Origin of the sequence: Plantactinospora solaniradicis, assembly GCF_042658085.1 — a bacterium.
In the GTDB taxonomy this organism is placed as follows: domain Bacteria; phylum Actinomycetota; class Actinomycetes; order Mycobacteriales; family Micromonosporaceae; genus Plantactinospora; species Plantactinospora solaniradicis.
Genome location: NZ_JBHSPR010000006.1, coordinates 65,245 through 87,425 on the forward strand (window position 1 = coordinate 65,245; position 22,181 = coordinate 87,425).

Genomic DNA, 22,181 nt, shown 5'->3' on the forward strand with positions numbered 1-22,181 from the left:
GTTGCGTTTCGTCCACGGTGCCGAGCCGGCCTGGCGTGGAACTTGTGCCGCCCTTGTGGACCTGCCGGCCGTCCACGAGGTCTGCCCCACGCCGATCGCCACCCGCGCGCACCGAAGGCTCTGCCGGGAACTGGTCTGCAAGGTTGACGCAAGGTCGGCGGGCCACAGTTCGAGGACCGTGAACGGATGGACCATCTCACCGGGAGGAACCCAATGTCGGGGTTCGCCGCTTACCACCAGGTCGATGGCGCCAGCCACCAACGCCGGTTCGACGAGTTGGCCGGGGACGGCTTCCGTCCGGTCGGGTTGAACGTCTCCGGCGATCCGGGCGACCCCCGCTACGCCGCGGTGTGGGTACAGCGTTCGGGGCCGGCCTGGCGGGGCGTGCACGGTCTGTCGGCCCGGGAGTACCAGGCGTGTGTTGACGAGCTTTCCGACCTGGGCTTCGCGCCGACCGTGCTGAGTGTGGTCGGGGCGTCCGGTGCGGAGGTGTTCGCGGCGGTGTTCGAGCAGCGCGCGGACGAGCAGTGGTTCGCGCGGCACGGCCTCCGGTGGGGCCCGGACACCGATCCCGACTCGCTCGCCTTCCAACAGCGGCGGGCCTACGACGAGGGATATCTCCCACGGTGCCTGGCGGTGTACGGGCACGAGTCCGACCGGCGCTTCGCCGGGGTGTGGGTGCGGAACTCCGACGCGGTGCCGTGGTCCTGGTGGTGGACAGCTTCCGGGTCGTACCAGCGTTTCTTCGCCGCGCTCGTCGAGGGCGGCATGCGACCCGCCGGGCTGTCGGTGGCCGCGGACGGATGGCTGCTGTCGGTCTTCCGGGGCGACCAGGTGGGCGGGTGGTACGCGAGACACGGGATATCGGCGGCCGAGTACCAGCAGGTGTTCGACGCCCAGAACGCCGAGGGCCGGCGACCGGTCGTGGTGGCGGCCGGTGGAGCGGGCGACCGGGCCCGGTACGCGGCCGTATTCGCGGCGGACGACGTCCCGACGTCGCGGCGGTGGAGCGTGACCGGCGCGGGTTTCGCCGGTGCGGATGATCTCGACGCCGCACTACGCCGGTTCATGGTGCACCGCGGGATCCGGGCGGGAAGCGTGGCGATCGGCCGTGGCGGGACGATCGTGGGTTCCCGTGGATACACCTGGGCCGAGCCGGGCTATCCGGTCACCGCGCCCGGTACGACGTTCCGGATCGCCAGCCTCAGCAAGATATTCACCGCCGCGGCGCTCAGCCGCCTGGTCGAGGCCGGTCGGTTGGCGTGGAGTACGACGGCGTTCCCGTTCGTCGGAGTCACGTCGGCGCTGCCGTCCGGCACCGCGGTCGACCCCGCGATGAACTCGATCACCGTCGAGCAGCTCGTCTTGCGCACCAGTCGGCTGCCGAGGGACTTCGGCCGGGAGCAGCGGGAGATCGCCGCCCAGCTCGGTGTTTCGGTCGCGCCCGTGCCCCTGGACATCCTCCTCCGGTACCTGTACGGGCTTCCGCTGGTCGGCGAGGTCCCCACCGGCGGTCTCTACTCGAACGCCGCCTTCCACCTGTTGACCGCGGTCGTCGAGCGGGCGTCGGGGCTGCCGTTCATCGGCGCGCTGGACCGGTACGTACTGGCCGAGATGGACATCAGGGACGTGGCGGTGGGAGCGACGGCCGTGCGGGCGCGCCAGCCGGGGGAGGTCGTCGGCTACGACCACGCCGACGTGCACGCCTCGCAGTTGGACCTCGCGCCGGACGCCCTCGCCCCGAACGCCTACGGAGGTGACCTGGTCCTGGAAACCGCCACGGGCTCCGGCGGCCTGATCACGTCCGCGCCCTCGATCACCCGGGTGATCGCGCGGTACCCGGTGTGGAACGCCGACCGCACGCATCTCACCGGACGCGAGGTGGGCACCCGGTACGGCGCGACGGACGGAACGTCGAGCGGAGCCACCAGCCGCAGCGACGGGCTGGATTTCGCGTTCCTGTTCAACCGGCGGGTCAGCGACGCCGAACGAGGCGAGATCAGGGACGCCGTCAACGCCGTTCTCCACGTTCACGGTCCGTCGCTGTAGGTAACACTTCCGTCGGCTTGCTCTCCTGGTCCAGCTCGCGCAGTCTGGCCCGGAGCCGGTCGGCCTCCGCCCGGTTCAGGTCGTCGAGGATCGCCACCGCGTGCCGCCAGGCGGTCCGGGCGGCGTCGGTGTCGCCGTCGGTCAGGTGCGTCTCGCCGAGCCGGGTGAGCGTGGCGGCCTCCTCCTGACGGTCACCGAGGTCCCGGAACCGGTCGAGCGCCAGGCAGTAGTACACGATGGCCTGCCGGTGATGGCCGAGGTGGTGGTGGGCGTAGCCGAGGCTGTCGCAGGTGATCCCCTGCCCCAGGCGGTTGCCCAACTCCTCGTGCTGGGCGAGCGCGCGCTCGCAGAACGTCAGGGCCCGCCGGTGATCGCCGAGATGGGCGTAGTACCAGCCGATGTCGTTGAGGGCGCTGGCCTGGCCGGGGCGGTGGCCGGCCGCCTGGAACAGCGTGGCGGCGTGCCGGGCATGGTCGAGCGCCTCGGCGAAGTGCTCGCGCCGCTCCCAGACCATCGCGAGACGTACGTGGCTGTGCGCCTCCACGACGAGGTCGCCGGCCTGGGCCGCGAGGTCGAGGGCGCGCAGCAGGTGGCTCTGCGCGTCGTCGAGGCGGCCCTGCCGGTAGTACGCGCGGGCCAGGTGGTGGTGCACGAGCGCCCGGGTGGCGGGCTCGGCCAGCCGCTCGGCGGCGGCCAGCGCGACGCGTTGAACGGCGACGTTGTCGCGCCAGTGTCCCCGGCGGGTGAGGAACGTCGTGAGCGTCCAGGCCAGTTGCCAGGTGTGGACGTCGAAACCGGCCGACGACGCCTGGTCGATGGCGGCCAGCAGGACGGCGTGTTCGGCGGTGAACCAGGAGAGCGCCTGCCGGTGGTCGGCGAACCGTTCGGGGGTCACGCCCGGGCCTGGTGCGGCGAGGGTGACCGGATCCCGGGTCGGTTCCAGCACCAGTACGGCGGTGTTGGCACTGTGCAGGTAATGGTCCAGCAGTCGGTGTACGGCGGCCCGACGCTCGTCCTCGGGATCGGTGCCCTCGGCCTGTTCCCTGGCGTAGGCACGCAGCAGGTCGTGGAAGGTGTACCGGCCGGGCGTGGGCTCGCTGAGCAGGTGGGCCCGGGTCAGTTCGGCCAGCACCGGCCGCGCGGCACCCGGTGGAAGACCGGCCAGGCTGGCCGCCGCCGGTGCCGCGAGGTCGGGACCGGGGTGCAGGCCGATCAGCCGGAACAGCCGCGCCGCCGCCGGGCTCAGCTGGTGGTAGGACCAGGAGAACACCGTCCGCGCGTTGGTGGCCGGGTCCGCGCCGGTGAACTCGTCCAGCCGGCTCTGTGCCCCGGCCAGCTCGCCGGCGAGTACGACGAGTCCGAAGCCGGGGTTGGCGGCGGCGCGGGCGGCCACGATGGACAGCGCGAGCGGCAGCCGGGCGCAGAGCGTGATGATGTCCTCCACCGCCTCCGGTTCGGCCGTCACCCGCTCTGGCCCGACCCGGCGGGCCAGCAGGTCGCGGGCCTCGGCGACGCTCGGCAGCCGCACCGTCAGCGGATGCGCGCCGGTACCGGCCACCAGACCGGCGAGCTGGTTGCGGCTGGTGACCACGGCCACGCAGCCGGCCGCGCCGGGCAGCAGCGGGCGTACCTGCTCCGCGTCGCGCGCGTTGTCGAGCACCAGCAGGACCCGCCGTCCGGCCAGGAGGCTCCGGTACAGGCCGACCTGGGCGTCCAGGCCGACGGGGATCCGCTCCGGGGGCACCTCGAACGCGTCCAGGAACCCCCGCACCGCCTCGGTGGGGATGACCGGCGAGCCGGTGGGGTCGAAGCCGCGCAGGTTCACGTACAGCTGCCCGTCGCGGAACTGGCTGGCTACCCGGTGCGCCCAGTGCAGGGCCAGGGTGGTCTTGCCGATCCCGGCCGTGCCGTCGATCGCGGAGATGACCACGGTCTCGGCCGGGCCGGTCGCCGCCAGCACCAACCGGTCGAGTTCACGCAGCTCCGCCTCGCGGCCCGTGAAGCCCGCCACGTCCGGCGGTAGCTGTGCCGGTGTGGCGATCCGGATGGTCGGCGCACCGGGGTCCGGCGGCGGCGTCTGCGGGGGTTCACCACGCAGGAGCATCCGGTGCAGGTCGCGCAGTTCCGAGCCGGGATCGGTGCCGAGCGCGTCGGCCAGCCGTCGTCGGGCCCCCGCGTAGCGCTCGATGGCCTCGGCGTCCCGCCCGGTCGCGTGCAGCGCCCGCAGCAGCAGCGCTTCGAGGGGCTCCACCAGCGGGTACTCGGCGATCAGGTCGGGCAGTACGCCGATCACCGCGTCCGGGTTGCCCAGCCGCAGTTCGACCCGCGCCCACCGTACCGCCGCCTCGCACCGGAGCCGATGCATGCTGTCGCGGATCTGCCCGGCCCATTCGCCGGGAATGGCGGCCAGCGGTGATCCGGCCCAGAGGTCAAGGGCTTCGGCGAGCGCGCGAGCCCGGTCGGCGTCGGCGGACCGCGCGTCCCGACCCTGGTCCACCAGGCGGCGGAACCGGTGCAGGTCCACCCGATCCGGATCGATCTTCAGGACGTAGCCGGCGTGCCGGCGTTCGAGCCGGGGCGCCGCCGCCTCCTCCAGGACCGCTGCCCGGCCGAGCAGTTGCCGGATCCGGCTCAGGTGCGAGTACAGCACGTTGCGGGCCTCGGCGGGCGGGGCCTCGTCCCACACCCGGTCGATCAGGGTCTCGATCGCGACGGGCCGGGGCGCGTCGACGACCAGTACCGCCAGTACGGCCTGCTGCCGCGGAGCCCCCACCTCGAGCGGCTGCCCCGCTGCCCGTAGCTGCATCTCACCGAAGAGCCGCAGGTTCATGCGTCCGCCCCCGGAACAACCCGTGATCGAATTACACATATCGATACTTGTCGGAATGCAAGTTCGCCGCAAGGTAGCTGTCCAGGTTCCGATGCGAGCGTGGCTCCCGGGTCGACCGGTCCGGCGATCCCGGCGAGCATTCAGCACAGAAATGGGGGAGTCCCGATGAAGATCCTGTTCACCCGCCTACTGGTCACCGGTGTACTCGCGGCACCGCTCATCGCGGTCGGCGCGACCGCCGCCTCGGCCGAGCCGACCAACTGCACCGCGACGCCGTCGGGCAACACCACCCGGGCGCGGTGCACCGGCGGCACCGGGCTGGTGCGGGCCGGCATCCTCTGCGTGGTCAAGGGCGAGTTCGAGAACGACCACTACGGCCCCTGGGTCGGTATCGGTGCCACGTCGACCGCGACCTGTGCCGGTGGTGGTCGGGGCGTCGACTGGTGGTACGAGATCGGCTGACCGGGGCAGCGGGGGGAATCGACCGTGCCGGCGGGCCGGCCCGGCCCGCCGGCACGGTCGACCGGCGCGCTACCGCACGGCGGTGAGGGAGAAGGTCAGCGGCAGCCGCTCGTCCCCGTCGGGCAGCATCCACCCGTACGGCGTGGGTACCAGTTGCGGCAGCGCCTGCCACGGGATCGAACGATGCTCGGCGAGCGAGGTCAGCGTCAGCCCGGCGGAGAGGAGTGACTGCACGATCTCGGCGAGCGAGTGTTGCCACTCGAAGGTCGTCGCGTTGGCGAGTCGTATGGTGTCGTCGGCGTAGGTGGTCCCGTGCTCGTAGCGCAGCGGTGTGCCGGTGGCGAAGTACGGCTGGCGGAGAACGAGTTCACCGTCCGTCCGGTCGTACTCCACGGTGTTCAGCACCGGATGCGAGTCCCGGACGTAGAACAGCCCGCCCGGGCGCAGGAGTTGGGCGACGGTCCGTCCCCATCGTCCGAGGTCGGGCAGCCAGGGGAGTGCCCCGATGCCGGTGTAGACGATGTCGTACCGCTCCGGACACACCTCGGAGGCGTGGGTGACCTCGCTGTCGAGGAAGGTCGCGGTGAGCCCGGCGCGTCGGGCGGTCTCCCTGGCCGCCGCCGTCGACTCCGCCGAGAAGTCGACCCCGGTCACGGTGGCACCCAGTCGGGCCCAGGACAGCGTGTCCAGGCCGATGTGGCACTGCAGGTGCAGCAGGGACAGGCCGGCCGGTGACCCGTCCGGCAGGTGCGGGGCCATCAGCGCCAGGTCGTCCCGGACGACGTCCGTGATGGCCGAGGACGCGGCCACGAAATCCTCGACGCCGTACGCCTTGAGGTGCGAGGCTACCCGTTCATCCCAATTTGCCCGGTTTGCTGCGATGGCCTGCTCGACGTCCATCCGGGCACCTTCCTGTCCGGGGGCCTCGCCCGCAACCCGTTTCGGTCGGCAGCCCGGCCGGCGTAGCAGCCGCCCACAGTACTCGTCACTCCCTATCTGTATCTGTCATGAGTAGGATAGGGAGTTATGGAGCGTGGTTGGCATTCGGTGGAGCAGGTTGCCGAGCGGCTCGGCCTGCACGTGCGGACGGTCCGCGGCTACATCCGCGCCGGCCGGCTGAAGGCCGTCCGGATCGGCAAGCAGTACCGCATCGCCCAGGCCGACCTCGACGCGTTCACCGGTCGACCGGCCGACGCCGTCCGATCCCGGGTGGAGGTCTCCACCATCGTGGAGATCGACGACATCGGGGCCCTGGCGGCCGACCGCCTGAGCACCCTGCTCGTCGCCGGTGCCCAGCTGCCCCGGGACACCGGCGAGCCGCTGCGCATCCAGACGGTCTACGACGAGGCGCGCACCCGCTTCAAGGTCATCATCCTGGGCGGCGTCGCGACGACGGCAGAAGTCCTGCAGACCATCGACGGAATCCTCGAAACGGAGAACGGCATGTTCCTGACCGACCCCGACCGCCCGGCGGCCCCCCATGGCTGACCTCGTGACCGAGTACGGCGGCGTCCCGGTACTCGTCTGCGGCGACGAGGGCGCGCCGATCGGAGGTACCCAGGACGCGCTCGACGTGATCGGCTCCGCCTTCTCCCGGGCGGACATCGTGGCCGTCCCCGTCGGCCGGCTCGACGAGCGGTTCTTCGCCCTGCGTACCGGGCTGGCGGGGGAGATCATGCAGAAGTTCGTCAACTACCGGATCCGCCTGGTGGTCGTCGGCGACATCTCCGGGCACGTCGCGGCCAGCACGGCACTGCGCGACCTGGTGTTCGAGTCCAACCGGGGCAGCCAGGTCTGGTTCGTCGACGACCTCGGCGAACTCGACACCCGGCTGGGCTGACGGGTGGGCCGCTCGCACCGGGTGTCGACCGGTCGGTCCAGCAGGAGTCCGGTCGGTCCGTTCCGATGAACGTCATCGAGTTCACCACCTACCCGGCGCGGGAAGAGCCGCACGCTCTCGTCGTCGGCGCCCGGATCGACGGCAGCGACCTGCGGAGCATCGTCGCGGAGGTCGTGGCACCGCTGTGGGCGCTGGAGCTGGACGACGAGGACTTCGACTCGGAGATCGAACGGGATCGCTTTCTGCTGGAGGGCCACGGCGGCCTACCGGCCGAGGACGTGGCGTGGCCGTCCCGCCACTTCCTCGGCGAGGTCGAGTACCCGAACTACAGCGGCTACGAGCCCGGCGAACTCGCCCTACTGGGTTGTGGCTGCGGGATCTGGGGTTGCTGGCCACTGCTGGCCCGCATCGCCGTCGACGCGGACGCGGTCACCTGGACCGGCTTCCGGCAGCCCCTCCGCCCCGAGTGGGGCATGCTGCGACTCGGGCCGTTCCGGTTCGACCGCGCCGCCTACGTCGAGCGGCTGGCGTCGCCCACCGTCCTCGGCGCGGACCCACTGGATCCGTCGTAGCCCTGACCGGCGGACCTGGCCCCGGGGCGCGACAGCGCGCCGGCAAGTCGACGGCCCTGCGGATCCTCGTCGGGCTGTCCCGGGCCACCTCGGGCTCGGCCACCGTCCTGGGCCAGCCGTACGCCGGGCTGACCTGCCCGGGCGCCCAGGTCGGCACGCTGCTCGATGCCGGTGCCCAACATCCCGGCCGTACCGGGCGGGAGATCCTGACCCTGGGCGCGATGACGCTCGGGCGGCCGAGGTCACGGGTCGACGAGGTGCTCGACCTGGTCGGCCTGACCCGCCGGGAGGGGCGGCGGACCGTCGGCGGCTACTCGCTCGCAATGCGGCAGCGTCTCGGTATCGGTCACGCACTACTCGGCCGGCCCCAGGTGCTGATCCTGGACGAACCGGCCAACGGCCTCGACAGCTACTGGCCGTCGAGGCCCGCAAACTGTTCGACACCCGCAGCGGGATGATCATGGTCGGCATCCTGGTCATCCTGGTACTCGCCGCCATCATCGGTCGCGGCACCGTCGCCGGTCCGGCGCTGCACACCCTGATCGGCACCGCCGGAATCGGACTCGGGACCCTGCTCCCGGTACTCGGCATTCTCACGGTGACGGGCGAGTGGAGTCACCGTACGGCCCTGACCACCTTCACGCTCGAACCCCGACGCGGGCGGGTACTGACCGCCAAGTGCCTGACACCGCTGATCACCGCCGTGGCGGCCTCGCTGTTCGCCATCGCGGTCGCGGTACCGGTGACGGCCGCCGTCGCCGCCGCCCGGGACGTCCCGGCCAACTGGCAGGTGGAGCCGCTCGCCCTGCTGGGCTGGACCGCGACGAACGTCCTCGTGGTCGCGATGGGGCTCGCCCTGGGCATGCTCCTGCTCAACGCACCGGCCGCGATCGTGATCTACCTGTCGAGCACCATGCTGTGGACCGTGGTCGGCAAGCTCGGTACCACCGGTGCGCTCCTCGCCGAGTGGCTCGACCTGAACTCCACCACCGCTGCCCTGGCGGCCGGCGACATGACCGGTGGCGACGCCGCTCGACTCACCGCGTCGATCGTCTTCTGGATCGTCCTTCCGATGGCGGCCGGGGCGGTGCGGATGGTGCGCAGGGAGGTGACCTGAGCAGGCAGCCGGCTGTCGGGCGACAAGCTCAAGTAATGCTCAAGATCCCGTTCGTGCGCTCCGTCGGTGCGAAAAATGAACATACGCTCACCGCACCCAGCTCGCTCACAGCCGCACAATCCTTCTTACGACGGCGACCGTTGCCGTGTACCGAGGCTCCGCCGCTGGGCGAGCTAGCACGACCGTCCTGAACAGATCGGTCCGGCCCGCACCCGGGTCGGCCACGGCATCAACCACAGGCCGCTAAGAGAAGGAGGGGAGCATGCGACGCAGACGACTGCGCATCGCGCTTCTCGCGCTGCCCGCCCTGGTGGGGACCGTCCTCATGGCGACCGCGCCCGCAGGTGCGGTTCCCGCGGAGTCCACAGCCACGGCTGGCTCGGGACGATCCCACCTGGAGGATCGGGAGTCGGTACGTCTCGTACACATCCACCTGACCGGTGCCGACATGCTGGACAAGGTGGTCGGCGCCGGCTTCGACCTCGAGCACGGCGTCAGGCGCGTGCCGACCGGCATCGAGGGCGAGGCGGTGGTGACCGCCAAGCAGATCGCCGAACTCCAGGCGATGGGTGTCAGAATCCTCGGCAACGAGGAGAGCTTCGCGTGGAGCGACGAGGCCGACGGCGGCCTCCAGGCCCTCGGCGCGCGGGCTGTCCAGCCGCTCACCCACTCGGAGACGGTACGGGTCGTCCGCGCCGACTGGTTCACCACGAAGGGCCAGGGCTTCCTCTACGTCGAGGCACGTACCACCGAAGGGCAGCAGGAGGAGCCGGTCGTCGCGATGCAGCTCGAGAACGACTCGGGCCGGGGCACGCCGTTCGGCTTCGCCCGGACGATGAGCCGGTTCGTCGACTCCGGGCAGTACATGTTCCACCGGAACCTGTTCAAGCTCGACGCCCGCCCGAAGCAGATCCGGGTCACGAGTTCGACCGGCGGAGTCGCCATCGGCGACGTCTCCAACTGGCTCGAGGACGCTCCGCCACCGCTGACGGCGAACCCGCGCTACAAGTGGGACTTCATCGACGGTTACAAGCACCCGCAGCAGCTCTACAGCCGCGCCGAGGAGATCGCCCGCCAGTACCCGGACATCGCCGAGATCGTGTATCTGCCGAACCGGACGAACGGCTACCAGCGCAAGGCGCAGGCCACGATCGGTGGGACCGGGGAGGCGGCGGTCGTCGTCAGCTCGGCGGCGTGGGGCCACGAGGGCGGCAACGACATCACCGTCGAGTTCGTGGACCGGCCGGGGGCGGACCTTCCGCTCACCGTCGAGGTCGTGGGCAAGGCGGTCCGCGTCCTCCTCGCGAAGGACGCCTCCGGCGGGCTCGCGAGTACGGCCGCCGAGGTGGCGGCGGCGCTGCGGGCGCAGTCGCAGGGCCTCATCGACCGGTCGCACCCGTACCGCACCAGCACGGGTACCGGCATCGTCGCGTCGACGCCCGGCCCGGTCGCGCTGACCGACTTCCTCGACCAGAAGCGCGTCGGTGCACCGGAGGGTGAGGTGCCGCGCGGCCCGGCCACGATTCCCGTGCTGCGGATCGGTAAGCACCGCGACGGAAAGAAGCCAGGTGTCCTGATCCAGGCGCAGGACCACGCCCGTGAGTGGGTGCCCGCGACGACCTCGCTGGAGTCGGCCGAGCGTCTGGTGCACAACTACAGGTCCGACCGGGAGACGAAGAACATCGTCGACAACACCGACGTCTTCTTCATCCTGTCCAACAACCCCGACGGGGCGAACTACAGCTTCTACAACTTCGCCTCGCAGCGTCGGAACATGACGAACCACTGCCCGGACGAGAACGCCGATCCGGCCCGTCGCAACTCCTGGGGTGTCGACCTGAACCGGAACTACCGGGTCGGGTCGGGCCACGACGGCTACTCGGGCGCGTCGACGAGCTGCGTCAGTGACACCTACCAGGGGCCGGAGGAGCTGTCCGAGCCTGAGTCGAAGAACATCATCTGGCTGGTCGAGAAGTACTCGAACATCAAGTTCATGATGTCGGTGCACTCCAACGGCGGCCAGCTGTTCTGGCAGCCCGGCGCCTACATCGCGGACGGGCGGATCACCACCCCGCGTCCGCCGCTGGGTGACGAGGCGTTCTACTGGCAGTCGGCCGCCCGGATCCTGTCGCAGGTCAAGGCGCACCGGCAGACCGTCGTCACGCCGGAGAACGTCGGCGGCTCGTCGGACGTCCTCTACTCCTCGGCGGGCAACGTCCGCGAGGATCTGTACCACACCTACGGGATCTACGCCTTCGGCTGGGAGGTCGGCGGCTCGGTCTACAACCCGGACACCGGCAACTGGCAGGGCGGCTCGTTCCAGCCGCCGTGGGTCGGCGATCCCAACCTCGTCAGCGGGCACGCCGAGACGATGGAGTACGCCAACGGCATCATGGAGATGTTCCGGATCGCGGCGGAGTGGGGCAAGGACAAGAAGGACCCGACGTCCCGGCTCGTTCCCGGCGCCGGGAAGTACTCCAGGCCCGTCGATGTGCGCTTCGAGACCAGCGAGCCGGCCACCATCTACTACACGACGGACGGCAGCCGGCCCACCCTCAAGTCGCCACGCTACGAGGCGACCGAGTTCCGTGAGCCGGGGCAGGTGTTCCACGTGACCAGGACCACGACGTTCCGCTGGTTCTCGGTCGACAGCGCCGGCAACGTCGAGAACAACTACGACCCGGCCAAGAACGACAAGCGCAACAAGTACCGCACGGCGACGATCACGATCAGGAAGTAGCGCCTATCCGGTGACCATTGCCTCGTCGGTGCGGGCGGAACCGCACTGACGAGGCAATGGTCGCGTTTGCTCGATGTCGCTGATCTCCTCCCATCACGGCGTCAGCCGGGTACGACCGCGATGACATCGATTTCGACGAGCATGCCGTCAAGTGCCAGCGCCGGCACCGGGGCCAGCGTCCAGGCAGGCTTCCGGTCACCCCACACCTGTGCGAATTCCTCGACGATGATCTGGAACTTCTTCCTGTCGTGATCAACAACGTAGAGCGTGAACTTTGCTACGTCGGCCAACCTGGCTCCGGCGGCGGCGAGCACGATCTCCGTGTTCCGGATTGCTTGCCTGAGTTGTACGCGGAAGTCTGACGACAGAACTTGATCTTCCGTCTCTCCGCCCTGGCCCGCGGGCAGGATCATCCGCCAGCCGGCAGGGAACACCGACAGATGAGAATATCCGTTGGGGGAGGGGTCGTAGAGGCCCTCGGGATTGATGAATTCGAGGCCACCGACGTCTCCGGTGCCAATTGCCCCAGCCATGTCCTTCTCCTCGGTCGCTGCAATCGCCAGGCGTGACAACACACCCGAGTATCCCCCGACTACGGTGATAACAGGGCAACTCGGGCTTTTCTCGCCGGGTCCCGGCCGAGCGAACCACCCTCGCCACTCGAGCCACCGTCGCCACTGTGGAGGCTCAGATTTCCTTGACGAAGACGATGGCGTCGCTCCGGTCGGTGCTGGCCGGGTCGAGGGAGAAGTACGTGTGGTCGACCGGGACCCTGGGGGTCAGCTTCCGGTCGAGGACCGCGGCGAGGCGGCCGGGATCGATGACGGAACGGGCGTGGGGAAGGGTCGACAGGAGCCCTTCGAGGGTGTCGGGGTGGGGGATATCGGAGCCGCGGCTGCCGAAGGTGGTGGCGGCGTAGGCGTACTGGTCGCCGAGGCGGGTGCCGATGATGGCTCCCGCGCTCCACCACTGCTGCGGCTGGCCGGCGAAGTGCATATGACTCTTGTCGCGCTGCAGGTGGAGGTTGTGGGCGAAGGCGAGGGTGGGACCGCGACGGGCCTCCCGCCGGACAATGGCGTCGAGGTTGTCGGCCATCATCGCGTCGCGCAGACCCAGCAGCGTGCCGATGCGGGTGGGCGTGGTATCGGACATGCCGGCGTGGTAGCGCAGGAGCCCGGCGGCGGTGCGGGCGTACAGGTCGGCACGCCACCAGTCGTCGGGGGAGGTCGCGGACGTCAGGTGGGGAGCGTGCGCGGTGAGCAGGGCGCGCAGGTCGTCGGCGATCAGGCGCAGTTCCCTGGCTTCGGGGGCGCGGCCGATGGACCGGGTGGGATCCGTGAGGGCGGCCGGGTTGGTCCAGCGCTCGTCGGAGCCGATCAGTTCGTCGAGGTTCTCGCGACTCCGGTCCAGGTCGAGGTGGGCGGCGAGGTAGTCGTGCAGTGCGGTCAGGGCTGGGCGGGGGCTGGCGGGGCCGGTTATCTCCAGGGGGCCGTCGAAGCCGTAGAAGTGCAGCCGTTCGTGCGGGGGCCGATGCTCGTTGTAGGCGCGCATCCAGCGCAGGAGTTCGCGGTTGGCCGGTGAGGCGCCGAAGCCGTGGCTGAACCCGCGGCTCATCGCGTCGTCGAGGGTCCCGGTGCCGTCGGTGACGTACGCGTCGGCGGCCAGGCCCGACACGCAGTCGCTCTCGAGGGTGATCGACCGGTAGCCCTCGTGTTCGACGAGGTGGCGGAGGAGTTCGTTGCGCAGCTCGAGAAAGGCGTCGACGCCGTGGGTGGGCTCGCCGAGGCCGAGCAGGCGGGTGGCGGGGGACAGGAGCGCGGTGAGGGCGCCACCGGTGAAGGGACGGGCGGCGTCCCCGATCAAGGCCGTCATTTCTTCAACTCTATCGCTGAACCACCTGTGTAAGCTTTGCCAGCACTTCTGGCCGATGACGTGGGCGTACCCTCAAACCGGCGAGACCGCACTCGGGCGCGGGCGAGGGCGGGACTCCACACCAGATCCGTGCGTGACCGGCGGACCCCGTGGTGGTTCCTGGCGCCGCCAGCCGGTAGGCATGTTGACTCCCCGTCATCCTGAACTACAGTATCCCCATCTTCTAGATAGGAATTCCGGCGCTGGGCTCGCGGGCACGGTGATGAGCGACCGCGTGGCTCGGTTGCCCCTCGTCCCGGGTGAACCGATCGGGGGACACTGCTGTGCACATCTCGGCTCGTACCGACTATGCCGTCCGGGCGATGCTGGTCGTCGCCGACTCCCATCCGCGTCTGGTCAAGACTTCGGAGATCGCCGCGGCGGAACGGATCTCGATGAGTTTCCTGGCGGCGATCCTGACGGATCTGCGCCGTGGTGGCCTGCTGTTGAGCTTCCGGGGTACGGAGGGCGGCCACGGCCTGGCGCGGCCGGCGGAGGCGATCAGTGTGGGAGACATCCTGCGGGCCGCCGAGGGGGTTCTGGTGACCACCGTGCGCGGTCGGCCTACGGCCCTGGCCAGCTACGACGGCACCGCGAGGGGTCTGCGGAAGGTGTGGCTCTCGCTGGACCTGGCCATCACGGAGGTCGTCGACCGGACCACGTTGGCCGACCTTCTCGCCAGCGCACCCGGACCCTAGGCCTCGACGGCCGGACCGGACGGCTATTGACGCAACCGCGACGTCCCGCCTACCGTCAACCCACAAAACCGACTAACTCGATAGGAATAAGAGGGGATAGATGAACCGGATCAGAGCGACGGTCGCTCTCGCGCTTGTGGGCACCCTGGCCCTGTCGGCCTGCGGAGGCGGCGACGGGGCGACCGGAGACGCCACGACGCTCTCCATCGTCGGCTTCGCGGTTCCCGAGGCGGCGAACAAGGCCATCATCGCCGCGTGGAACAAGACCGATGAAGGCAAAGGCGTACGGTTCCAGTCCTCCTACGGCGCGTCCGGCGACCAGAGCCGCGCGGTGGTGGCCGGGCTCAAGGCCGACTACGTGCACTTCTCGGTGAGTAGCGACGTGACGCGGCTCGTCGACGCGGGCCTGGTCGACCAGAGCTGGGACGACGGTCCGAACAAGGGCATCGTGTCGTCGTCGATCGTGGTCCTGGCGGTGCGGGAGGGCAATCCCAAGAACATCCAGGGCTGGGACGATCTGATCAAGCCGGGAGTCAAGATCGTCACGCCCAATCCCGCCTCGTCCGGCGCCGCCCGGTGGAACGCGCTGGCGGCCTGGGGGCACGTTTCCGCCAATGGTGGAACAGACGCGCAGGCCGAGGAGTTCCTCACCAAGCTCTTCGGGAACGTGGTGTCGCTGCCCGGCAGCGGCCGGGACGCCACGACCGCCTTCCTCGGCGGCACCGGTGACGTCCTGCTGGCGTACGAGAACGAGGCCATTCTGGCCACCCAGAGCGGTGAGAAACTCAACTGGGTCATCCCGGCGACCACCATCCTGATCGAGAACCCGGGCGCGATCCTCAAGAACGCCGACCCGAAGGCGAAGCCGTGGTTGGACTTCGTGTTGAGCCCGGGCGGTCAGCGCCAGTTCGCGCTCAAGGGCTTCCGGCCGATCATCGACGGCATCGACACCAGTGGCATCGAGGGTGCCCGCGATCCCAATGATCCCTTCCCGACCCCGCAGAAGCTACTCACGGTCGACAAGGACTTCGAGAGTTGGTCCGCGCTGTCGAAGAAGTTCTTCGACGAGAAGACCGGCATCATCGTCAAGATCATCGCTGCGTCCGGGAAGGCGTAATGACGTCAGCGATCCTTGTTCCGGGTCGGCCGGTGCGGGGGCGCCGGTCGGCCCGGAACGGTCGGCGGCTCACCCGCACCTCCGGGTTGGGGCTCGGGGTGGCGATGCTCTGGTTCAGCCTGCTCGTCCTCATTCCACTGACCGCGGTGATCGTCACCGCGTCCGGTGCCGGGTGGGCCGAGTTCTGGCGGGCGGTCACCAACGAGCAGACCGCGGCCGCGATCCAGTTGACCGTCGGCACCGCGTTCCTGGTCACCCTCGTCAACATCGTCATGGGTACGATGATCGCCTGGGTGCTCGTGCGCGACGACCGGTTCTTCGGTAAGCGTGCCCTGGAAGTGCTGATCGACATCCCCTTCGCGCTGCCGACCATCGTCGCCGGCCTGGTGCTCCTGTCGCTGTACGGCCCGGACAGCCCGCTCGGCGTGAACATCGCGAACACCCGCGTCGCCGTCCTCCTCGCCTTCCTGTTCGTCACCCTCCCGTTCGTCGTCCGCACGGTGCAGCCGGTGCTGGCCGAACTCGACCGCGAGGCAGAGGAGGCGGCGGCCTCACTGGGGGCGAGCCGGTTCACCGTCTTCCGCCGGATCATCCTGCCGAGCCTGACTCCGGCCATCGCGGCCGGCGCCGCCCTGTCGTTCGCGCGCGGCGTCAGCGAGTACGGCTCGTTGGTCCTGCTCTCGGGCAACCTGCCGATGCGTACCGAGGTGACCTCCGTACGGATTCTCAGCAGCATCGAGAACGACAACCTGGAGAGCGCCGCGGCGGTCGCGGCGGTCCTGCTGGCGATCTCCTTTGCGGTCATCGTCGCCGTCGACGTCATTCAGCGGAGGGTGGTTCGCCGTGGCTGAGCCGACCGCTGCCCGGGTCCGCACCCGTCGACGCCCCGGCACGTACCTGTTGCGTCTGATCGTCACGGGCTACCTCGTCCTCCTGGTGGCCTGGCCGGTGTCCCTCGTCGGCAGGAACGCGTTCGCCGACGGCACGACGGATATCCGGAGCATTCTCGACGACCCCGACATCGTCCACGCGCTCCGGCTCACCGTGCTGGTCGCGATCATCGCAGTGGTGATCAACACTGTCTTCGGGGTCGGGATCTCGCTCCTGCTGGTCCGGTACACCTTTCCCGGCCGGCGACTGCTGAACGCCCTGCTCGACGTACCGCTGTCGGTCTCGCCCATCGTCGTGGGCCTCGCCCTGGTACTGGTCTACGGCGGCCGTACCGGCTGGTTCGGGCCAACCCTCCAGAATGCGGGGATTCAGATCATCTTCGCGACGCCCGGCATCGTGCTCGCCACGGTCTTCGTCGCGCTGCCATTGGTGATCCGCGAGGTGGTGCCGGTGTTGGAGGAGGTCGGTGACGAGCAGGAGCAGGCCGCGCGCAGCCTCGGCGCCAACGCCGTGCAGACCTTCCGCCGGATCACGCTGCCCGCCATCAAATGGGGCGTCATCTACGGGGTCGTCCTCAGCCTTGCCCGGTCACTCGGGGAGTTCGGCGCGGTCAAGGTCGTCTCGGGCAACGTCCTCGGACAGACCCGTACCGCCACCCTCGTGGTCGAGGAGAAGTACCTGAACTTCGACAAGGGCGGCGCCTACGCCACCGCCTTCCTGCTCGCCCTCGTCGCCGTGGCCTGCATCATCGTCGTCTCCGTCATCCGGCCGAAGGACCAGCGTTGAGCATCGAGATCAAGAACGTCGCGAAGCGTTTCGGGGGATTCGTCGCGCTCGACGACGTGTCCGTGAGCATCCCGTCCGGCCAGCTCACCGCGCTGCTGGGCCCGTCCGGCGGTGGCAAGTCCACCCTGCTGCGCATCATCGCCGGGCTGGAGCGTGCCGACAGCGGCCGGGTCGAGATCGAGGGTCTCGACGCCACGAACCTCCCGCCGCAGAAACGCAACGTCGGATTCGTGTTCCAGCACTACGCGGCGTTCAAGCACCTGTCGGTCCACCGGAACGTGGCGTTCGGGCTGGAGATCCGTAAGCGGCCCAAGGCGGAGATCCGCAGCCGGGTGGAGGAACTGCTCGCCCTCGTCCATCTCGAACAGTTCGCCGACCGGCTGCCATCCCAACTGTCCGGCGGCCAACGCCAGCGGATGGCCCTGGCCCGCGCGTTGGCGGTCCAGCCCACGGTCCTGTTGCTCGACGAGCCGTTCGGTGCCCTCGATGCCAAGGTCCGCAAGGAGCTACGGGACTGGCTGCGCCGCCTGCACGACGAGGTCCATGTCACCACCGTGTTCGTCACCCACGACCAGGAGGAGGCGCTCGAGGTGGCCGACGAGATCGTCGTGATCAACGAGGGTCGGGTGGAGCAGATCGGATCACCCGACGACCTGTACGACCAGCCGGCCAACGACTTCGTGATGCGCTTCCTCGGCCCGGTCACCCAGTTGGGCGACCGGTTGGTCCGCCCGCACGACCTGCAGATCCACACGGGTGCCGCGGATCCAGCGGACGTGACCGGCCGGATAACGAGAATCACCCGGATCGGCTTCGAGATCAGGGCCGAGATCACCACCAGCGATCAGATCGTCACGGTCACGCTCACCCGCAACGAGTTCCTGTCCCTGAACGTGGAGGTCGGGTCCACAGTGCAGGTACGACCCGCACCCCAGAGCCACTCCGACACGACCGCCGGCGACCGATCGGAGATCCTCCGAGCCACCTGATACCGCATCGGGGTTGCCCGGTAACGGATGGCCGCCGGAGCGAGGGTACCGGAGTCACGCCGCGTCGTGTCATCCTGGCCGGATGCGAATCGCCTCGATTCACACGTACCCGGTGAAGGGGTGCCGTCGGATGGACCGCGACACGGCGCGGGTCGAGCCGTGGGGTCTGGACGGCGACCGGCGCTGGCTGATCGTGGACGAACACGGGCTCGGCCTGACCCAACGCCAGCACCGGGAACTGGTGACGATGCGGGCGGTGTCCCGACCGGGCGGGCTGACCCTGGACGCGCCGGGGCTGGCTCCGCTCGATCTGGCCGAGCCGACCGGCGGCGAGGCGGTCCAGGTCCGGGTGTACCGGGGGCGGCCGCCCGCACCGGTACTCGCCGCCGGCGCCGAGGCGGACGACTGGCTCAACCGGCTGTTGGGGCGCAAGGCCCGGCTGGTCTGGCTCGGTGACCCCACCGGAAACCTCGTTCCCTGGCCGGTTCCGGCCGGGGTCGGCGCCGAGCTGAGCTTCGCCGACGGCACCCCGTTGGTGTTGACCAACACCGCGTCGCTGGAGGCGTTCAACGACTGGCTGCTGGAGTCGGGCAGCACCGAGGGGCCGCTGCCGATGATCCAGTTCCGCCCCAACCTGGTGGTCAGCGGTGCCGCGCCGTGGGCCGAGGGGGAGTGGGTCGGCCGGTGGATCAGGATCGGTGGGGCCGTGTTCCAGGGCGCCGCCGAGTGTGGCCGCTGTCTGATCGCGACGATCGACCAGGAGACCGGGCAGCGGGGGCGGGAGCCGCTATGGATGCTCGCCGCTCGGCGGAACATCGGCCAGAAGCTCCTCTTCGGTCTACAGCTGACGGTGCGGGCCGAACCGGACGGACCTTCCCGCGAAGGTCGTACGGTCAGCGTGGGTGACACCGTGGAGTTGCTGGACTGACCGGAACGGTCGGCTCGGGCAGGCGACACCGTCCACAAGGGAAGGCCCACCGGCTACGCCCCGGCCGTTCTCCGCCTGCCGTAACCCGTCCAATTCCTAGGCTAGCTTCCTAGGATGCCTTACGCAGTGTGCCGACCGGCACACTCGTATCGAAATCGAACGCACCAACCCAGAAGCGGGAGCCAAAAGCCTTGGCGCAGGGGACCAGGGCAGATGCTCACGGGCCGGATCTGGGGGACCTGGACGCAGTCGACTGCCGCCGCCACGGCGGTTGGGACTTATGGGGGGATTAGGTAGGTTTCATCTCCGGCATGTCGGGCAAATTACCAGCGGGCAGCCGCCATGAGCGGCGCCATCGAGGTGAGGAGTGTGCGACATGAGTGCTATGGACAAGATGCGCAACAAGGCGGAGGAGTTGAAGGGTGCCGCCAAGGAGCGGATCGGCGACCGGACCGACAACGAGCAGATGCGCGGCGAGGGCTCGTCGCAGCAGACGCAGGCCAAGGCGAAGCAGGCCGGCACGAACGTGAAGGAGGCCGGTCGCAACGTCAAGGAGACCTTCGACCGTTGACGGTCGTCCGTCCTCAGTGAGCAGTCTGAGCGCCGTGCCGGGCCCACCAGGCCCGGCCGGCCTCGGGCAGCGTGTCGATCGGGTCGTAGTAGGCGTAGCGTCGTTCGAGCGCCGCCAGGTCCGCGGACTCGATCGACGTACGGTAGTTCTTGGTCCAGTACGAGATCCCGCGCTCCCGGTCGTACCCGGTGAGCATGTGCACCCAGCGCTTGCCGACGAAGGGCACGTCGCAGACGATCCGGGGCGTGGCGTAGCCGGGCAGGTAACCCATCATGTCGTGCTGGAGCTGCTGGGCCTGCCAGACCGGTACCCGCCAGTGCTCCGCGTTCGGGATCATGTCGCACATGTAGAAGTAGTACGGCAGGATGCCGGCCTCGCCCTGAAGTGCGAAGCACAGGTCGAGCAGGTCGGCGGTGGTCGCGTTCACTCCACGCATCAGGACACCCTGGTTGCGCACATCGCGGACGCCGACCTCGAGAGCGGTCTGTGCGGCGCGGGCGACCAGCGGAGTCAGCGACTGGACGTGGTTGACGTGCGTGTGAATGGCCAGGTTGACGCCGCGTCGGGCGGCGGTCCGGGCGACCCGTTCCAGCCCCTCCACCACCTCCGGCTGGAGCCAGTGCTGGGGTAGACCGGCCAGCGCCTTGGTGGCGAGCCGGATGTCGCGGACGGTTTCGATCCCCAGCAGCCGCATCAGATACGACTCCAGGTTCCGCCAGGGCACGTTGGCCACGTCGCCGCCGGAGACCACCACGTCCCGTACGCCGGGATGGGCGCGCAGGTAGGCGATGTGCGCGTCGTACCGGTCGACCGGCTTGAGGGTGAGTTTGAGCTTCTCGACGGTCGGGGTGGAGTTGCCGACCAGGTCCATCCGGGTGCAGTGCCCGCAGTACTGGGGGCAGGTGGAGAGCAGTTCGGCGAGGACCTTGGTGGGGTATCGGTGGGTCAGTCCCTCGGCGACCCACATGTCGTGTTCGTGCAGCGAGTCCCGGGTGGCGTACGGGTGTGACGGCCAGTCGGTGCGCCGGTCGGTGGCGAGCGGCAGCATGTACCGCCGGATCGGGTCGGCGCGGAAGGCGTCGGAGGTCATCGGTGCGTGCGGCACGACCGTGTTGAGCATCTGTGGCGGTACGAGCATCGACATGGTGGCCTGGGTCGCCTGGTCGGTGGTCAGGTCGGCGTAGCAGGCGTCGTCGATGGTGTCGCCGAGGACGGCGCGGAGCTGTCGGACGTTCTTCACGCAGTTGGCCCGCTGCCATTGGGCCGATTCCCACTGGTCCCGGGTCACGTCCCGCCAGCCGGGGAAGCGGGTCCAGTCGGGTTCGGTCAGGGCGCGGCGCCGGTATTCGTACGGCTGGCCGGGGGTGGTGGCGTGGTCCGGGCTCTCGGACTGGGCCGGGGTGGGTGCGCTGCGGGGCGCGAGCACCGTGGTAGCCGGTTCGACCTGGGTCACGGGTCCTCCTCAGGTGTCGGGTGCCGTAGCCTCGATCCGAAACGCTACTGGAAGATTTCCCGTAGAGGAAATATTCTGCCGGAAGTTTTCCTGTCAACTGCGGTAGTGGATGGCTGAGCGCCGGTCTGCCGATGATGAGGAGGTGGTCCGGGCATGACATCGCGGGACGCTGTGGTGGCGCCGTGGGACGCCACGCCGACGTCGGCGGTCGGGCTGGGACGGGTGGTCGAACCCGCCGGGGTGCTGCCGCAGGCGGCGTACCGGCTGGACGCCCGCCCGGAGATCCGTCGCGACGAGGTGCGGATCACGGTCGAGCGGCTCAACCTGGACGCTGCCAGCTTCCGGCAGTTGTCGGAGAAGCACGGCGGGGACGGGGCCGCGGTACGGGCCGAAGTCCTCGACATCGTCCGTGACCGGGGCAAGATGCATAATCCGGTCACCGGTTCGGGTGGGATGCTCGTCGGCACCGTGGACGAGGTCGGACCGGACTCACCGCTGGGGGTGAGTCCGGGTGACCGGGTGGCGACGTTGGTCTCCCTCACCCTGACCCCGTTGGCGATCAGCGACGGGCTCGCGGATTGGGACGGCCGGACCGAGCAGGTGCCGTGTGCCGGGCACGCGATCCTGTTCGCCCGCTCGATCGTGGCCGTACTCCCGGACGACCTCGACCCGCGGCTCAGCCTGGCGGTGCTCGACGTCTGCGGCGCCCCGGCCCTGACCGCCCGCACGGTGGGCCGGTACGACGCCCCCACGGTCGCGGTGATCGGCGGTGCGGGCAAGAGCGGTTCGCTGTCCCTGGCCGCCGCCCGTCGGGCGGGCGCCCGCCGCACGGTCGGGGTGGTTCCGATGGCGGCGGAGCGGGACGCGCTGCTCGCCGCCGATCTGGCCACCGACGTCGTGCTGGCCGACGCCCGGGATCCGGTGGCGCTGGCGGCGGCGGTGACCGGGGCGCTGGGCGGGCCGGCGGACGTCACGGTGGTCTGTGTCGACGTGCCCGGTTGCGAGCACGGGGCGATCCTGGCGACCGCGGACGGCGGGTCGGTGGTGTTCTTCTCGATGGCGACGAGTTTCGCCGCCGCCGCGCTCGGCGCCGAGGGGCTGGCCGCCGACGTGACGATGCTGATCGGCAACGGCTACCTGCCGGGACATGCCGAGGTGGCGCTGTCTCTGCTGCGTACGGTGCCTGGAGTGCGTGCGTTGTTCGAGGCCCGGCTCGCGGCAGACTGA

General features: G+C 69.8%; 20 protein-coding genes and 1 pseudogene. 16 read left to right on the forward strand and 5 right to left on the reverse strand.

Annotated elements, in window-relative coordinates:
- Positions 1–213 precede the first annotated feature (213 nt).
- A complete protein-coding gene (locus ACFP2T_RS05870; protein ID WP_377418150.1) occupies positions 214–2,049 on the forward strand; it encodes a serine hydrolase in 1,836 nt (611 codons plus the stop codon).
- Here the strand turns inward: ACFP2T_RS05870 and ACFP2T_RS05875 are convergent.
- Positions 2,012–4,879: an AfsR/SARP family transcriptional regulator gene (locus ACFP2T_RS05875; protein WP_377418152.1), complete on the reverse strand. Its 2,868-nt coding sequence runs from the start codon at positions 4,877–4,879 to the stop codon at positions 2,012–2,014. The genes ACFP2T_RS05870 and ACFP2T_RS05875 overlap by 38 nt on opposite strands.
- 165 nt (positions 4,880–5,044) lie before the next feature.
- Here ACFP2T_RS05875 and ACFP2T_RS05880 point away from each other — a divergent pair, with 165 nt between their 5' ends.
- Positions 5,045–5,341: a hypothetical protein gene (locus ACFP2T_RS05880; RefSeq protein WP_377418154.1), complete on the forward strand. Its 297-nt coding sequence runs from the start codon at positions 5,045–5,047 to the stop codon at positions 5,339–5,341.
- A gap of 69 nt (positions 5,342–5,410) precedes the next feature.
- On the opposite strand, the gene ACFP2T_RS05885 is transcribed toward ACFP2T_RS05880, so the two are convergent.
- The gene (locus tag ACFP2T_RS05885; RefSeq protein WP_377418156.1) at positions 5,411–6,241 is read right to left on the reverse strand and encodes a class I SAM-dependent methyltransferase; all 831 of its coding nucleotides are present in this window, start codon (positions 6,239–6,241) and stop codon (positions 5,411–5,413) included.
- A gap of 126 nt (positions 6,242–6,367) precedes the next feature.
- Here ACFP2T_RS05885 and ACFP2T_RS05890 point away from each other — a divergent pair, with 126 nt between their 5' ends.
- From ACFP2T_RS05890 to ACFP2T_RS05915, 6 genes and pseudogenes are all read left to right on the forward strand, one after another.
- Positions 6,368–6,829, forward strand: coding sequence for a helix-turn-helix domain-containing protein (locus tag ACFP2T_RS05890; RefSeq protein ID WP_377418158.1), 462 nt, complete (start codon positions 6,368–6,370; stop codon positions 6,827–6,829).
- Positions 6,822–7,181: a DUF4180 domain-containing protein gene (locus ACFP2T_RS05895; protein WP_377418160.1), complete on the forward strand. Its 360-nt coding sequence runs from the start codon at positions 6,822–6,824 to the stop codon at positions 7,179–7,181. Before ACFP2T_RS05890 ends, ACFP2T_RS05895 begins: the two co-directional genes overlap by 8 nt.
- 65 nt (positions 7,182–7,246) lie before the next feature.
- Entirely contained in the window at positions 7,247–7,753 is a 507-nt protein-coding gene (locus ACFP2T_RS05900) for a hypothetical protein (protein WP_377418162.1), read from the forward strand.
- 2 nt (positions 7,754–7,755) lie between these two features.
- A pseudogene (locus ACFP2T_RS05905) lies at positions 7,756–8,160 on the forward strand (ATP-binding cassette domain-containing protein); the annotation flags it as partial.
- 47 nt (positions 8,161–8,207) lie between these two features.
- Positions 8,208–8,870 (forward strand): ABC transporter permease, encoded by a 663-nt coding sequence (locus ACFP2T_RS05910; protein ID WP_377418164.1) that lies wholly within the window; start codon positions 8,208–8,210, stop codon positions 8,868–8,870.
- 262 nt (positions 8,871–9,132) lie between these two features.
- Positions 9,133–11,610 (forward strand): M14 family metallopeptidase, encoded by a 2,478-nt coding sequence (locus ACFP2T_RS05915; protein ID WP_377418166.1) that lies wholly within the window; start codon positions 9,133–9,135, stop codon positions 11,608–11,610.
- Positions 11,611–11,711: 101 nt separating this feature from the next.
- Here the strand turns inward: ACFP2T_RS05915 and ACFP2T_RS05920 are convergent, their stop codons facing one another.
- Positions 11,712–12,185: a RidA family protein gene (locus ACFP2T_RS05920; protein ID WP_377418168.1), complete on the reverse strand. Its 474-nt coding sequence runs from the start codon at positions 12,183–12,185 to the stop codon at positions 11,712–11,714.
- Between the two features lie 112 nt (positions 12,186–12,297).
- Positions 12,298–13,482: an erythromycin esterase family protein gene (locus tag ACFP2T_RS05925; RefSeq protein ID WP_377418170.1), complete on the reverse strand. Its 1,185-nt coding sequence runs from the start codon at positions 13,480–13,482 to the stop codon at positions 12,298–12,300.
- A gap of 323 nt (positions 13,483–13,805) precedes the next feature.
- Between ACFP2T_RS05925 and ACFP2T_RS05930 the strand changes: the two genes are divergently transcribed.
- From ACFP2T_RS05930 to ACFP2T_RS05960, 7 genes are all read left to right on the forward strand, one after another.
- The gene (locus ACFP2T_RS05930; protein WP_377418172.1) at positions 13,806–14,219 is read left to right on the forward strand and encodes an RrF2 family transcriptional regulator; all 414 of its coding nucleotides are present in this window, start codon (positions 13,806–13,808) and stop codon (positions 14,217–14,219) included.
- Positions 14,220–14,319: 100 nt separating this feature from the next.
- Positions 14,320–15,336: a sulfate ABC transporter substrate-binding protein gene (locus ACFP2T_RS05935; RefSeq protein ID WP_377418174.1), complete on the forward strand. Its 1,017-nt coding sequence runs from the start codon at positions 14,320–14,322 to the stop codon at positions 15,334–15,336.
- Entirely contained in the window at positions 15,336–16,187 is an 852-nt protein-coding gene (gene cysT / locus ACFP2T_RS05940) for a sulfate ABC transporter permease subunit CysT (RefSeq protein WP_377418176.1), read from the forward strand. The genes ACFP2T_RS05935 and cysT overlap by 1 nt, the downstream gene beginning before the upstream one ends.
- Positions 16,180–17,013 (forward strand): sulfate ABC transporter permease, encoded by an 834-nt coding sequence (locus tag ACFP2T_RS05945; protein WP_377418178.1) that lies wholly within the window; start codon positions 16,180–16,182, stop codon positions 17,011–17,013. Before cysT ends, ACFP2T_RS05945 begins: the two co-directional genes overlap by 8 nt.
- On the forward strand, positions 17,010–18,002 hold the full coding sequence (locus ACFP2T_RS05950; protein ID WP_377418180.1) for a sulfate/molybdate ABC transporter ATP-binding protein: 993 nt from the start codon (positions 17,010–17,012) through the stop codon (positions 18,000–18,002). Before ACFP2T_RS05945 ends, ACFP2T_RS05950 begins: the two co-directional genes overlap by 4 nt.
- An 82-nt stretch (positions 18,003–18,084) precedes the next feature.
- Entirely contained in the window at positions 18,085–18,930 is an 846-nt protein-coding gene (locus ACFP2T_RS05955; protein ID WP_377418182.1) for an MOSC domain-containing protein, read from the forward strand.
- A gap of 376 nt (positions 18,931–19,306) precedes the next feature.
- Positions 19,307–19,501, forward strand: a complete 195-nt coding sequence (locus tag ACFP2T_RS05960) for a CsbD family protein (RefSeq protein WP_377418184.1) — start codon at positions 19,307–19,309, stop codon at positions 19,499–19,501.
- Between the two features lie 13 nt (positions 19,502–19,514).
- Here ACFP2T_RS05960 and ACFP2T_RS05965 read toward each other — a convergent pair whose 3' ends face one another.
- A complete protein-coding gene (locus ACFP2T_RS05965; RefSeq protein ID WP_377418186.1) occupies positions 19,515–20,954 on the reverse strand; it encodes a KamA family radical SAM protein in 1,440 nt (479 codons plus the stop codon).
- Between the two features lie 153 nt (positions 20,955–21,107).
- Here ACFP2T_RS05965 and kdd point away from each other — a divergent pair, with 153 nt between their 5' ends.
- On the forward strand, positions 21,108–22,181 hold the full coding sequence (gene kdd, locus ACFP2T_RS05970; RefSeq protein ID WP_377418188.1) for an L-erythro-3,5-diaminohexanoate dehydrogenase: 1,074 nt from the start codon (positions 21,108–21,110) through the stop codon (positions 22,179–22,181).